Annotated in this window: 12 protein-coding genes; all 12 read left to right on the forward strand. The window is 50.7% G+C overall.

Features of this window, described 5'->3' with window-relative positions; genetic code table 11:
• Positions 1-3: 3 nt before the first annotated feature.
• A complete protein-coding gene (locus BOO20_RS06385; protein ID WP_076791460.1) occupies positions 4-1,167 on the forward strand; it encodes a PstC family ABC transporter permease in 1,164 nt (387 codons plus the stop codon).
• Between the two features lie 48 nt (positions 1,168-1,215).
• A complete protein-coding gene (gene pstA / locus BOO20_RS06390; protein WP_076791405.1) occupies positions 1,216-2,562 on the forward strand; it encodes a phosphate ABC transporter permease PstA in 1,347 nt (448 codons plus the stop codon).
• Positions 2,563-2,569: 7 nt separating this feature from the next.
• Positions 2,570-3,430 (forward strand): phosphate ABC transporter ATP-binding protein PstB, encoded by an 861-nt coding sequence (gene pstB, locus BOO20_RS06395; protein ID WP_076791406.1) that lies wholly within the window; start codon positions 2,570-2,572, stop codon positions 3,428-3,430.
• A gap of 18 nt (positions 3,431-3,448) precedes the next feature.
• On the forward strand, positions 3,449-4,123 hold the full coding sequence (gene phoU, locus BOO20_RS06400) for a phosphate signaling complex protein PhoU (protein WP_076791470.1): 675 nt from the start codon (positions 3,449-3,451) through the stop codon (positions 4,121-4,123).
• Positions 4,124-4,228: 105 nt separating this feature from the next.
• On the forward strand, positions 4,229-4,960 hold the full coding sequence (locus BOO20_RS06405; protein ID WP_076791472.1) for a PhoU domain-containing protein: 732 nt from the start codon (positions 4,229-4,231) through the stop codon (positions 4,958-4,960).
• A gap of 207 nt (positions 4,961-5,167) precedes the next feature.
• Complete coding sequence (locus BOO20_RS06410; protein WP_076791474.1) at positions 5,168-6,271, forward strand: efflux RND transporter periplasmic adaptor subunit; 1,104 nt, start codon at positions 5,168-5,170, stop codon at positions 6,269-6,271.
• Positions 6,268-9,384 carry an efflux RND transporter permease subunit gene (locus tag BOO20_RS06415; protein ID WP_076791475.1) on the forward strand — a complete coding sequence of 1,039 codons (3,117 nt, stop codon included), beginning with the start codon at positions 6,268-6,270 and terminating at the stop codon, positions 9,382-9,384. The genes BOO20_RS06410 and BOO20_RS06415 overlap by 4 nt, the downstream gene beginning before the upstream one ends.
• Positions 9,381-9,782: a DoxX-like family protein gene (locus tag BOO20_RS06420; RefSeq protein WP_076791477.1), complete on the forward strand. Its 402-nt coding sequence runs from the start codon at positions 9,381-9,383 to the stop codon at positions 9,780-9,782. Before BOO20_RS06415 ends, BOO20_RS06420 begins: the two co-directional genes overlap by 4 nt.
• The gene (locus tag BOO20_RS06425) at positions 9,783-11,063 is read left to right on the forward strand and encodes a hypothetical protein (protein WP_076791478.1); all 1,281 of its coding nucleotides are present in this window, start codon (positions 9,783-9,785) and stop codon (positions 11,061-11,063) included.
• 80 nt (positions 11,064-11,143) lie between these two features.
• The gene (locus BOO20_RS06430; protein WP_076791480.1) at positions 11,144-12,013 is read left to right on the forward strand and encodes a glycosyltransferase family A protein; all 870 of its coding nucleotides are present in this window, start codon (positions 11,144-11,146) and stop codon (positions 12,011-12,013) included.
• Positions 12,014-12,033: 20 nt separating this feature from the next.
• A complete protein-coding gene (locus BOO20_RS06435; protein ID WP_076791481.1) occupies positions 12,034-12,792 on the forward strand; it encodes an SDR family NAD(P)-dependent oxidoreductase in 759 nt (252 codons plus the stop codon).
• A 345-nt stretch (positions 12,793-13,137) separates the two neighbouring features.
• Positions 13,138-13,836 (forward strand): transposase (locus BOO20_RS06440; protein ID WP_198935428.1); only part of this gene is annotated, 699 nt, incomplete at its 3' end.

Genomic DNA, 13,836 nt, shown 5'->3' on the forward strand with positions numbered 1-13,836 from the left:
GTTATGGCTGAAGAGAGGGTCGGTGAGCGGAACCGCACAAACACCTTTGTGGTAAGCAGCCGCAAGCGAACCATACAGAAGGCAGTAAACAGGGCAGGAGAGCTTCTTCTGCTGGTACTGGCCTCGTTTGTGGCCGTTGTCGTCCTGTTTATTTTTTATTTTGTTGCCCGCGATGCCATCCCGTTTTTTGAGCTGAGGGGCTTCAGCGAATTCTTTACCACTACGGAGTGGTATCCGGCTGATGATCCGGGGAAATTCGGTGCCCTATCAATTATCTATGGCAGTCTGATGGTGACGCTCGGCTCGGCAATGATTGCCGTTCCGATGGGTATAGCTGCCGCAATATGTTTGAGTGATATTCTTCCGTTTTCCATTCGCCAGTATGCCAAGCCGGTCATCGAGATGCTTGCCGCCATTCCCTCGGTAGCGTTCGGTTTTTTTGCTCTCGTTGTTCTTGCTCCGCTGCTTCAGGACAAAGGAGGCGCTCTGTTGATGTGGGCCTGGTGGGTTCTTGCCGCTCCCTTCGCGGTGCTCTTTGTTATTGTCCTGTCCGACCTGCTGACTACCCGTATTGAAGACCCTGCGCGGCGTAAACTGTTCAACCTGTTATCGGTACTCCTCTTCGGCCTGCTTTCGGCCGGGCTGCTCTATCGCGTAGGCACCCTTCTGCATGCCATCGAGATTCTGACCGGTACCAATGCCTTGAACGTCTCCATTATTCTGAGTTTTATGGCACTGCCGACCATTGTCAGTGTTTCCGAAGACGCCCTTCAGGCGGTCGGGCGTGATATTCGTGAGGGCAGTTATGCGCTCGGAGCCACACGGGCCGAGACAATTGTGAAAACAATTCTTCCGGCGGCCAGCAGCGGTATTCTTGCGGCCGTCATTCTCGGTATCATGCGTTCACTTGGTGAAACCATGGTGGTCTGGATGGCATCCGGCAACTCGGCCCACATTCCCGAGCCCTGGTTCAACTACCTTGAAGCAATCAGAACCCTGACCGCGACCATTGCCGGTGATATGGGCGAGGCCGACCAGGTAACCGGTTCAGCCCGCTATCACGTCCTGTTTGCCATGGGACTGCTTCTGCTTGTTATCAGCTTTATCTGTAATCTCGTCAGTGAAAGAATTGTGGTGCGCCAGCGCAAAATCCTCTCCGGCCAGTAGGTTCCGGAGAGTGTAGCTGCCGCATATTGCTCATTTAACCCTGTTGTTATGAATCTCGGAACCAGGAAACTTCTGGATCGTTCGTTCACCGCTGTCGGTATCGGCTCAATTGTCATTATGGCGCTCGCCCTGATGGTCGTGCTGGTGCCGATTGTAACCAACGGGCTCGGAGCCGTGTTTTTTACCGGTACGGTTGAGCACCGCAAAATGCTGCTGAGTGAGTTCAACCGGGGTGACAGCCGGGAGCTGGAGAGAGAGATCGCCTCTTCAGATCGATACCGGGCAAAGGTTTACGAGATTCTTGCCGGGTTCGAGAGTGAAATGGCAGCAATGACGCCTGAGCGCCAGGATGAGTACCGCCCGAAATACGGGCAGGTCAAAACGGCCGTGCAGGCACTGCTCGGCCCTCTTCCGGGTGACCCTGAACCGATGCTGACCCGCTTCAAGTACGGTCAGACACGGTGGGAGAAAGCCGGGGAGAAGCTGCACGACCTGCTCTATGAAACGAAATGGGATAACTCCGATCCCAATGCCATGTCGAAAGAGTACTTTGCAAACCGCAGTGAGAGCTTTGCAGGAACCTCCCTTGTCAAACTCTTTCCCTACGTCAGGGAGAACATGTCAAACATGCTGCTTCCGGAGTTTACGGTTTACTGGGGATTCATTACCGACAGCTCGGTTGACTCCCATATTTTCGGAGGTATCTGGCCGGAAATTCAGGGTACCTTTTTCCTTGCCGTCGGAGCCATGCTCTTTGCCTTTCCGCTTGGTGTTGTTGCGGCGGTTTACTTTACCGAATACGCCAAATCCGGTTTTTTCAACAGCATGCTGCGCAGCGCAAACAGCACGCTTGCCGGAGTGCCGAGTATTGTGTTCGGCATGTTCGGTCTTGCTTTTTTTATCAACACCCTGAAGGTGTCCGAATCGAAAAGCGTTATTGCCGGTTCGCTCACGCTTGCGATCATGATTCTGCCGACCATTATCCGAGCGGCTGAAGAGGCGATACTTGCCGTACCGAAAACCTATCGTGAAGCATCGCTCAGTCTCGGGTCAACCAAATGGAACACCATTGCCACCGTGATTCTTCCGGCAGCGCTCCCCGGAATTCTGACCGGCGGGGTGATCAGTCTCGGCCGTGCAGCAGGAGAGACCGCCCCGATTATCTTTACCGCCGCCGTCAGTGTCGGTTCCGCGATTGGTCTGGCCGATGTCTTCTCCTCTCCGACCCCGGCGCTTTCATGGAACATCTACAACCTTGCCAGTGAGCATGAAGCCGCCGCCCAGATCCGCCATGTCCAGTACGGTATGGTGCTTGCGCTGGTGAGTATTGTTCTGCTCCTGAATCTCTCGGCGATTGTATTGAGAGCACGTATCTCCAAAAAATTAAAAGGCTAAAGTAATAATGCCCATGACAGATGATGTTACGGTAACAGCTCCGGATGTACCGGTAAAGAAATCCACCAGGGAGATCTATCTGCCCCCGGCCCGGAAGAAGATAACCGGTGGAGGTACCCCGCACATTGTAGCCAAAGAGTTTTCGATCTACTACGGTGAGTTTGAGGCGGTAAAGAGAGTGAGTGCCGATATTCTCTCAAAATATGTGACGGCCATAATCGGCCCGAGCGGTTGCGGCAAGAGCACCTTTTTACGCTCCATAAACCGGATGAACGACCTGATTCCAAATTGTCATACCACCGGAGCCCTGCTCTTTGACAATAACGATGTCTATGGGAAGTATACCGATGAGGTGCTGTTGCGCAAGAAGGTGGGCATGGTATTCCAGAAACCCAATCCCTTCCCGAAATCCATTTTTGACAACATCGCCTACGGCCCGCGTCTGCATGGTATAAATGACAAAAAAACTCTCGGAGATATTGTCGAACGGAGTCTGAAAAAGGCGGCGCTCTGGAGCGAGGTGTGCGACCGGCTCGACAAGAATGCCCTCGGTCTCAGCGGAGGCCAGCAACAGCGACTCTGTGTTGCCCGTACGCTTGCCGTTGAGCCTGAAGTGCTGCTGCTTGATGAGCCCACCTCGGCGCTTGACCCGAAAGCTACGGCTAAAATAGAGGATCTGATCCAGGAGCTGCGGGGCAGCTATACCATCATGATTGTGACCCACAACATGCAGCAGGCTTCACGGGTCTCGGATTACACCATGTTTTTCTATGAGGGGTCGCTGGTCGAGCACGCTTCAACCGCACAGCTCTTCACCAATCCCAGGGATTCGATGACCGAAGATTATATCACCGGAAGATTCAGCTAACGAAACCTATTCACTCCTATGTCAGACCGCCCGGTTCATGAACTTATAAAAGAGCTCTCGCTTGTTCTCGTACAACTTTCCGACAAGGTGCTTGAGAACTTTTTCAATGCTCTGCATGCAGTCAAGCACCAGGACGAACAGAGTGCCCGCCGTATCAGGCTGGTCGATGACGAGATTGATGCAGCCGAGGTACGGCTTGAAGAGCGCTGTCTGGCATTTCTTGCCCTGCAGCAGCCGGTGGCCAGAGATTTGCGTACCATAGTCACCATTATAAAAATCAATGATGATCTTGAGCGTATCGGTGACCTGGCCGTTCACATTATCGACCGTATGCCGCAAATCAGTCCCAAAATGCTTGAATCGTTTGATTTTGAAAAGATGGGAGTACATGCGGGCGAGATGGTGAAAAAATCCATTCAGGCTTTCATCTCAAAGGAGAGACGGCTTGCTGATCAGGTGTGTGCCCTGGATGAAGAGATTGATGTGATGCACCGCACGGTCTTCAAAAGGGTTACCCTGTTGATGAAAAGTCCTGATTCGCCTGTCGATGAGCTTATGGCCGCATTGAGCATCTCCCGCTACATCGAGCGTATGGCTGATCATGCCACCATGATTGCCCGTGAGGTGATCTATCTGGTGACAGGCGAAATTGTCCGCCATCAGGAGGGGTTTTATGATCAGCTGACAGAGTAAAAAGTGTGTGATGTTGTTTTTTTCTTGCAATTAATCCTGTATCTCTGCTAAATTAGGGCCACTTCGGATTTTCTTAAAAAATATAACGCATGGTGCTTGAACCCTATGGCTAAACTGTTAGGAAAAATTTTCGGTGAATCGCCGAAAACATCAGCAACCCCGACCGCTTTTACCATCAAGATTGACCCGGTCAAGTTCAATCTTGCCACGAAACCCGAGGGTACCGTTTATGTGCAGCTTGAATCGCTCAAGCAGAAGCTCACAAAACTCTCTTCGAATGTCGAAAATAATCTGATGCTCTCCATCCGGGCATCAACCAAGAAAAACGTTGAACTGGCATCATCAGCATTCAAGTTTGATGAAGAGTATATCCGTAAAGGGAAGTTTGAAGTGGAATATCTTACTCTTGCCTACGCGACATTCCAGAATCTCGGTGAAGGGGATATCAAGTCGGTCAAAGATGCTCGAATGATACTCAGGGAACTTGAGAAAATTTCGCAGATAGCACTCAATATTGCGGATAAAGCCGAATATGTAGAGTTTGCAAATGTGCAGGAGCTGCATAAGGATGAGTACGGTCTGAAACCGATGGGCGACATTACCGCAGAAATGATAAAGAAGTCCGTGGAGGCTTTCGTAAGCGGAAATGCAAAGCATGCCAGTGAAACGCTGGTGATGATGAATGAGATCCAGTCACTTTACGACGGTGCGGTGGCAAAGATAAAGACATCGGTGAATGATCAGAATATCACCAATCTTACCGGTATCCTTTCCGTTATTGAGCATGTCAAGGCGGCAGCAGATATCTCCTGTTCCATAGCAACCCATTTCTGTTGAGCTGATGCCGGTTAAAGCTTTTTTCCTCCGGATTCCCTCTGGCGGATTTATCGATTGATTGTGATAAAAAAAGCGAACCGTAGTTCGCTTTTTTTATCTTGAAAATCAAAAGAGATGATAGTATTTCCTGAATTTACGGGGCTTGTAAAGCTTTCGTCACGAAACGTATGCCGATCCTGCCCATGACCATCTGATGAATTCTGAACAATGAAGAATGTTCGATCAACAGCCGGAAGGCTGATGAAAAACAAGCCGCTTTCTGTTTTTCTGTTTCTTCTGCTGCTCCTTGCTCTTTTTGTATTTATTCAGCGCCGTGAGCCCAAAAAAGTGGAGTCAAAGCTTTTTTTTGACCGTATTCCTGTTTCGGTAACCCGAATTTCCAAAGCGGCTCTCAGAGACAGCCTGAGCATGACCGGTACGGTTGAAGCAATCAGGGAAGCTGATATTTTTTCGGAAACGGGGGGACTGGTAAGAAGGGTTTCTGCTGAACCCGGAGCACAAAAAAAGATCGGTGAAGGGCTTTTTCAGATTGATGATGAGCTTGCCTCTGCCCGCCACAAGCAGGCAGAGCTGAACTATCGCCAGGCGAAAAAAAATGTTGAGCGATACACTACCCTCTACCGTGAAGGTGCGGTTGCTCTTTCCGCCCTGGAAGCGGTGCAGCTTCAGTGTGAAGGTGCTGAAGCCGAGTTTGTGGCGGCCAGCCGGAAATTCAGCAACTCAAGGATCAAGGCACCTTTTTCAGGCGTTGTAAGTTCGCGTTTTGTTGAACAGGGTGAGCTGGTGCATGAGGGGATGAAGGTTGCCCATATGGTTGATCTGTCGAGTGTCAAGATCATTGTTTTTGTCTCTGAACGCGATATCATCAAGTTCACTCCGGGAGTCGCTTTGACGGTAACCTCCGATCTCTATCCGGCTGAGCGTTTCAGCGGCAGAGTTGGTTCGGTAAGTGACAAAGCGGGACGTGATCACACCTACAGGGTAGAGGTGGTGCTGAAGAACAGTGAAAAATCCGGTTTCCGTTCAGGAATGTTTGCCAGGGTACTCTATCGTGGCGACGGCATGCGCGAAGCACTTCTGGTTCCCCGTGCTGCTCTTCTTACCGGCATCCGTAATCCTGAGGTTTTTGTTGTACGCAACGGCAAAGCTTTTTTGAGGAAGATTGTTGCCGGTCTTGAGCTGCAGAAGAGCGTAGAGGTTGTCAGCGGACTTGAGGAGGGTGACAGTGTGGTGATCAGCGGTCAGGATGAGCTGCGCGACGGATTCGACGTGGCGGTTATCACCGGGAAGAAGACCACTCCCCGCAAATGACACTGACTGAACTTTCCATAAAACGGCCGACACTCATTGTCGTGCTCTTCAGTGTGCTCGGTATTCTCGGCCTTTTCAGCTACCGTCAGCTTCAGTATGAGCTGCTGCCGAAAATGACTCCGCCGGTTGTTACGGTTTCAATCCGCTATCCAGGGGCCTCCCCCGGCGAGGTTGAGACATCGCTGACGAAGCCGGTTGAAGAGGCGGTTTCGGCAATTGAAAAAATCTCCTCTATTACATCGACTTCGTCTGACGGTCTCTCGATTGTTGCCATTGAGTTTTCCAACTCTGCGGATATCGAGAAGTCGCTGCAGGATGCACAGCGCAAGATCAATGAGGTTCGCGACCGCTTTCCCGGAGAGGCAAAGGCTCCGGTCATTACCCGCTTTGCGCTTGACGAGGTGCCGGTACTGCGTATCGGGGCAACCTCATCCCTGCCGGATACGGAGTTTTATCAACTGCTCAAGGATAATGTCAAGCCTCTGCTTTCAAGTGTTGACGGCGTCGGCCAGGTCTACCTTCTGGGGGGAAGTGAGCGGGAGATCAGGGTAAATATCGATCTTGAAAAGCTTCAGAGTTACAGCCTGACGGTACCCGATGTTCTCAAGGAGGTCGGAAAGGCCAATCTTGATTTTCCGACCGGAAAAATTGATGATCGTGACAAGCAGTTTGTGGTCAGGCTTGCCGGCAAGTTTACCACTATTGAAGAGCTTCAGGCGCTTGCCCTGCGCTCTTCGCCCACAGCAGGAACGGTTTATTTGCGTGATGTGGCGGAAGTTGAGGACGGGTTCAAGGAGATCACCTCACTGACAAGGGTGAACGGCCGCAGTGCGGTCGGTATCGTTATCATGAAGCAGAGTGATGCCAACACGGTTGACGTGAGCCGTCTTACAAGAGTTGCACTCTCCCGCCTTGAAACGCTATACAAGTCCAAAAACCTCTCGTTTGATATTGCCCAGGATGCGTCAACGTTCACGCTTGAGGCGGTTACTGCGGTGCAGCATGATCTCTTTCTTGCCGTACTGCTTGTCGCACTCGTTATGCTGCTCTTTCTGCACAGTCTCAGAAATTCTCTTATTGTTCTTGTCTCGATTCCGACATCGCTTGTCACCACCTTTATCGGCATGTACCTGTTCGACTTCTCCCTGAACCTTATGACCCTGCTCTCTCTCTCTCTGGTGGTCGGGGTGCTGGTTGATGACTCGATTGTGGTGCTTGAAAATATCTACCGCCATCTTGAACGGGGTGAAGAGCCTCGTGAGGCCGCTCTTGCCGGACGAAACGAGATCGGTTTTACAGCACTCTCCATAACCCTGGTTGATGTGGTGGTGTTTCTTCCGCTCTCTCTGGTCAGCGGGATTGTCGGTAATATCCTGCGTGAGTTCTCGATTGTCATGGTGATCTCCACACTGGTCAGTCTGCTTGTCTCCTTTACCCTGACTCCGCTTCTGGCCTCCAGATTCTCAAAAGTTGAAAAATATACCGGTAAAAATCTGCTCGAACGTTTTGCCATCGGTTTTGAACGGAATTTTCAACGCATGCGCGAAACCTATCTGAAGACGCTGCAGTGGAGTCTGAAACATCCATTGAAGGTGATTCTCTCCTCGGTTGCGCTGCTTTTTGCTTCCTTCAGTCTGCTTGCTTTCGGCCTTATCGGCGGGGAGTTCATGTCGGTCTCCGATCGTGGAGAGTTTTCAGTGAAACTTGAGCTTGAACCGGGCACAAGGCTTGAGGATACCAATCGCCTGACCCGTATGGTTGAGCGCCGTCTCTCTCAGATGCCGGAGGTGCAGAAGCTTCTGGTGACGGTCGGAGCATCGACTGAAGGCTTTTTCAACCAGAGCGCCGACAATATTTCGGAACTCAATGTCAGGCTCTCCTCCAAGGAGGAGCGGTCGAGTTCAACCAATGAGATTATGCAGAAAATCCGTGTCGGCCTGAAAGATATACCCGGACTCAAGACAAGCATCAATCCTATCGGTATTTTCGGAACCGCAAATGAGACACCGGTTATTGTCATTATCAGCGGCCCCTTGAGAGCGCAGGTGACGCGTGTGGCTGAAGCCCTCAGAGACAGCGTGAAAACCATTCCCGGAACTGCTGATGTCAAGTTAACCTCATCACCCGGCAGTCCTGAAATGCGTGTCGTCGTTGATCGGGAAAAAATGGCCTCTTTCGGTCTCTCCATTGCCGATGTCGGAGCTGCACTCCGCACAGCCTATGCCGGAGACGAGGCGGGAAAATACCGCGAGGGGGAGAGTGAGTACGATATCAGGGTTATTCTTGACAAGTATTACCGGCAGGATACCGGAACGCTTTCCGAGATCACCTTTCGCACTCCGCAGGGAGAGATGGTTCGTCTCGGCCAGTTTGTCTCCTTCGAGCAGGATCGGGGTTATACCATACTTCAGCGCAAAGACCGTAACAATGCCGTCTGGGTAAAGGCCCAGGTTATCGGCCGACCGGTAGGCAGTGTAGGGCAGGATATTGAGCGGGTTCTCGGCAATATGAAAAAACGCGGAATCATGCCCTCTACGGTAAGCCACGCCTATGAATCGGACCTGAAACGGCAGGGTGAGTCCTTCACCACCATGCTGCTCTCATTTATGGTTGCCATCATCTTTGTCTATCTCATCATGGTTGCTCTTTATGACTCCTACGCCTGGCCGATGGTCGTGATGTTCTCCATTCCACTTGCCATTATCGGCGCTCTTTTTGCCCTTGCCATCACCGGTAAATCGCTCAGTATATTCACCATACTCGGCATCATCATGCTGGTCGGTCTTGTGGGAAAAAATGCCATTCTGCTGGTTGATTTCATCAACAAGTTCCGACTTGAGGGGATGGAGATGCATGAAGCGATCATTGAATCGGCAAAAGAGCGACTGCGGCCGATTCTCATGACCACCCTGACGCTTATTTTCGGGCTGCTGCCGATTGCACTTTCGGGCAGTTCGGGTTCCGAGTGGAAGTCAGGTCTTGCCGTTGCCCTTGTCGGCGGACTGGCCAGTTCGATGTTTCTTACACTGCTTGTTATTCCGGTTGTCTACGTCTGGTTTGACCGGCTGCTTCAGAAGATCTCCGCCTTACGGCATAAACCATCAGTCAAGTGAAGAGATTCCTTTCAAACCAGACTCCTGCTCTTCTGATCTGCCGGGCAGCGCTCTCCTTTTCATGGATCTATCAGGGAGCTGTGCCTAAAATACTCTTTTGCAGCAGCGGAGAAACCAAACTTCTCGGCCACATTATTCCTGTCTATGCATGGGCATGCCTTGCTGTTACCTGGATGGGTGTTGCTGAAATTGCATTCGGAGTGCTCCTGCTTGTTGCCCGGCGAGGTTGGGTCTTTTGGCTCAATGTGCTAACTTTAAGCGGACTGCTTCTTTTTGTCGCCCTGTTTGAACCCGGTATGTTTACCCTGCCGTTCAATCCCCTGACGCTAAATACAGCCTTGATTGCCCTGTCGATTATTGCCGTGATGGAATTGAAAAAATTAAACTCAGGAGTCTGAATGAAGCCGAATGATTTTGATGGTCAGTTGAGCACTATCGCCCGGCTCTTTCTTTCGGTATCTGTTATCGTTGTTACGGTTGCTGCTTTTATTGGAGCAGCAGGGGCCTGGACAGGCAATCACTTTCTTTTGAAGCTGCATCCCTATCTGTTCTTTATCGGTTTCGGCAACTCGGCAATACTGCTGCTCAACAGGTATCTGACCTCAGCCATCTATCCGGAACTTGCTGTTGACCCTCAAAAGCAGCTGCGCTATCTCTTTGCTGTTCTCTCCTCGCTCGGGCTGATTACGCTTGCGCTCTTCATGGATTGGCCCCTTTTGAAGGCCTTTACCGGCCTTTTACTCCTCATTGTTGTTTCGGGTCCTCTCCGGGAGATTTTTACCACGCTTTCTGTGGCAAAAATCTGGAAGGAGGTCTCGGTTCGATACTACATCTTTGATGTGCTTTTTCTGCTTGTAGCCAATCTCGGGCTCTTTACGCTCGGCCTTAAAGAGGCCTTTCCCGATTCGGGAATTATTCCTTTTTTTGTGACCCAGTCATCATATTTTCTCGGTTCCTCCTTTCCGCTCAGTATCAGTGTCATGGGGTTTCTCTATACCTATGCCTGGAGCCGTTCGTCAAAAAAGGAGCTGATCAAGCGGTTGTTCAGTATCTGGTTTTATGTTTTCGTTGGTGGCGTTCTCTTTTTTCTGATTGTTATTCTTGCGGAATCCTATCTGGCAATGATGCTCATCAGCCATCTTCTGCTGCTCGGCGTCATGGCGCTTCTCGGAAGTTTTGCCCTCTATCTCCATAACTTTTTCAAAAAGAACTTTCCCCATCCGGCACTCGCTTTTCTGTTGAGCGGCCTTTCGCTTCTCTTTGCAACAAGCGCTTTCGGAATCATGAATATCTTTTTCATGAAGGGGATTCATTTCGGCACCAAACCCCCGATTCCTCTCGACCGAATGTGGATTTATCACTCGCATACCCATGCCGCTCTGCTCGGATGGATCACCTTTTCATTTACCGGTATACTCTACATTGTCCTGCCGGCCATTGTACGCCGGAACTCGCTTGAAACGCTTCGAAGCGAGCTTGCTCTCTCCTCACTCCTTTCGCAACTCACCATGCAGCGGGCATTTAAACAGCTTACGGTGATGATGCTCTCGGCAATTGCGGTACTGCTCGCGTTTTTTCTCGAAAACAACATCCTGCTCGGCGCAGCCGGTTTTGTTTTCGGAATGTCAGTCTACTATCTCAGGATTAATCTCGACCGGGAACTCGACCGGCAGGCATAACATGCAGCCGGTTTGCCTCACTTTCCGGAGCACAGATACCGGCGGCATGTAACGGATGTTCAACTGGAGGATATTGCTCTATGGTATTTATACCCCGGCCATATGTTACGGTAGCCATACCGATGTACAATAATGGACGTTTTATCCGTGAAACCATCAATTCGGTGCTTTCACAAACCTTTGCCGATTTTGAGCTGCTGATCTATGACGATCAATCCACCGATGACTCCTGGGAGATCGCCGAGTCATTCATGGACAGACGCATCAGACTTTACCGGAATCAGGAAAATCTTGGTCCGGAGGGTAACTGGAACAGGGCTGTCAGCAAGGTACGGGGCAAGTATGTCAAACTGCTCTGCGGTGACGATATTCTGTTTCCGAACTGCCTTGAAAAACAGGTTGCGGCGTTTGATGAGCCGCAGAACAGCGGAGTCAGCCTTGTAAGCTGTCAGAGGACCATTATTGATCCCGAAAGCAAGACCCTGATCAAAAAGGTGAATTTTATTGACGGAGGGCGCAAGGATCCGGTAGAGGTGATCCGCAAAATTGTCCGGATGGGTACCAATATCATCGGTGAGCCTGTCTGCGGCCTTTATCCTGCCGGGCTGATTGAAAAAACAAGGGGATACAGTACACTTGTTCCCTATACCCTTGATCTTGATTTCTGGATACAACTGCTCAAGCATGGTGATCTTCTGGTTATTGATGAGCCGTTGTGCGCTTTTCGCATCTCAAACCTCTCCTGTTCTTCAAGGATAGGTGAGCTTCGCTATCAGCAGTTTCTTGAATTTATGGTACAGGTCGCCTCAGACGAGAGCCATGAGGTTACCGAGCTTGATCTCTTTATCGGCAAAATCAACTGCGCGATACAGTCGATGACCAGCTATATGGGGTTCAGGATTTTTGCTGCGTCATCTTCCGATCGGAAATCCATAACAGCTCCGTTGTAATTCAGCTTAAGGGAGTAACCATGCGTCTGAAGGGAAAAATTGCGCTCATAACCGGCGCTGCGGGTGGAATCGGAAGGGCGGCAGCACTCTGCTTTGCCGCTGAAGGCGCCCTGGTGATTGCCTCCGATATCAACCTGGAGGGGTGCGATGAAACGCTTGCACTTGTTGAACATGGCAGGGGAAGCGGTATTTCAGTAAGGGCTGATATGATGCATGAGGCAGAGATTTCGGAACTCTACCGTGTTATTGCAGAACGCTATGGAAAAATCGACGTGGTGCTCAATATTGCGGGAGGGGACACTGAGCCTGCGGCTGATGTTACCGGGATTGATTACCTGAAGATGAGCGCCAATCTTGATTTGAACCTGAAGTCCTGCATCATCTCCTGCCGTGAAGCCGCCCGCATGATGAAGAGTCAGGGTTCCGGCAAAATTGTGAACATGAGCTCCCTGGTCTACCGTGGCAGTCCGAACCAGTTCTCCTACTCTGCGGCCAAGGGAGGGATCTATGCCTTTACCCGTTCGCTTGCCATGTCGCTCGGACAGTACGGCATCACCGTCAATGCACTTGCGCCAGCCCTTGTCGAGGTACCTGCATTTGTTGCGGCTCTCGGGCCGGAACGCTGGGAGATGCTCAAGAGGGAGTGCGCACTGCGTTACCCGCTCGGCCGGATTGCAACGCCGGATGATGTTGCCCGCTGTGCGCTTTTTCTTGCCTCCGATGATGCTGCATTTATTACCGGCCAGATCATCGAGATTTCCGGAGGCGCGAGACTCTGAAACTTCCGGAACAGGAAAAAACCGCCAATTCTCATATTTTATTGATATCTGCCCTTTATTTATGTGTTTAAGAGTTTCAAAACGTCTCTTTTTCTTGTGATTATGTTTATATGGTGCGTATATTGAGAGTAAATGAAATGCGGCGCATTGCTCTTTTTTTTGCTGCTGAATCCCTGTCACTGTTTCAAAAGAGAAGTATCGTTTCCCTCAACCAGAATACCATCACCTAACTTGATCGATTTGGAATAAAAAAAGCTCTCTTCTGAAGAGTTAAAGTGTTATCTTGTAATGGGTAACGTAGCAATTACCATTACAGAAAACACAACCCAACAGGTGGAGAGCTTCATGGCAAAAGATAACAGGATTCAGCGGAATAAGAAACAGGAAATTAGCGCAATTCTGCCGACTCATGACCAGTTGACTGGTAGAGCTGGATTGAGTGTCTTTGCCATCTATCTCCGCAACATTGCCCTGTTTCCGATTATCGAGCGCTTGTTCGGCAAGATACGCAAAAACGGCAAGGGCCTTCCCGTCACGGAGTTGTTTCTGCAGATCGTAAGCTTCTTCATGGACGGCACCAGCCGTCATCTGACCCGCTTCGACCAGCTTGCTGCCGATCAAGCCCATGCCGACCTGATTGGCGCCAGCCGACTGGCTTCGTCGCATGTCGTCAAGCGCTTCATCGGCGCCTTTTCTTTCTGCAGGATCTTCCTGTTCAGAACGTTGCTGCAGGCTCTCTTCATCTGGCGCCTGAAGCACAGCAAGCCGGAGGTCATCATGCTGGGTCTGGACACGACGGTTTTGGACAACGACGACGCTGAAAAGCGCCACGGAGTGCAACCGACGTACAAAAAGGTGAAAGGCTTCCAGCCATTGCAGTTGACCTGGGGTAGATATGTGGTGGACGCGGTATTCCGTGGCGGCAAGAAGCATTCGAACCATGGTGAAACGGTCGATCAGATGCTGCTGCATATGGTCGAAAAGATCCGGTGTGAGTACCGTGAGGATGTACCGATTATTGTGCGCATGGATGCAGGCTTTTTT

This window comes from Chlorobium sp. KB01 (genome assembly GCF_001975465.1).
Lineage (GTDB): Bacteria > Bacteroidota > Chlorobiia > Chlorobiales > Chlorobiaceae > Chlorobium.

Coding starts and splice junctions, on each gene's coding strand:
- pstB (WP_076791406.1), top strand. CDS start 2,570: ATGCCCATGACAGATGATGTTACGGTAACAGCTCCGGATGTACCGGTA.
- BOO20_RS06430 (WP_076791480.1), top strand. CDS start 11,144: ATGGTATTTATACCCCGGCCATATGTTACGGTAGCCATACCGATGTAC.
- BOO20_RS06405 (WP_076791472.1), top strand. CDS start 4,229: ATGGCTAAACTGTTAGGAAAAATTTTCGGTGAATCGCCGAAAACATCA.
- BOO20_RS06415 (WP_076791475.1), top strand. CDS start 6,268: ATGACACTGACTGAACTTTCCATAAAACGGCCGACACTCATTGTCGTG.
- BOO20_RS06435 (WP_076791481.1), top strand. CDS start 12,034: ATGCGTCTGAAGGGAAAAATTGCGCTCATAACCGGCGCTGCGGGTGGA.
- BOO20_RS06385 (WP_076791460.1), top strand. CDS start 4: ATGGCTGAAGAGAGGGTCGGTGAGCGGAACCGCACAAACACCTTTGTG.
- BOO20_RS06410 (WP_076791474.1), top strand. CDS start 5,168: ATGAAGAATGTTCGATCAACAGCCGGAAGGCTGATGAAAAACAAGCCG.
- BOO20_RS06425 (WP_076791478.1), top strand. CDS start 9,783: ATGAAGCCGAATGATTTTGATGGTCAGTTGAGCACTATCGCCCGGCTC.
- phoU (WP_076791470.1), top strand. CDS start 3,449: ATGTCAGACCGCCCGGTTCATGAACTTATAAAAGAGCTCTCGCTTGTT.
- pstA (WP_076791405.1), top strand. CDS start 1,216: ATGAATCTCGGAACCAGGAAACTTCTGGATCGTTCGTTCACCGCTGTC.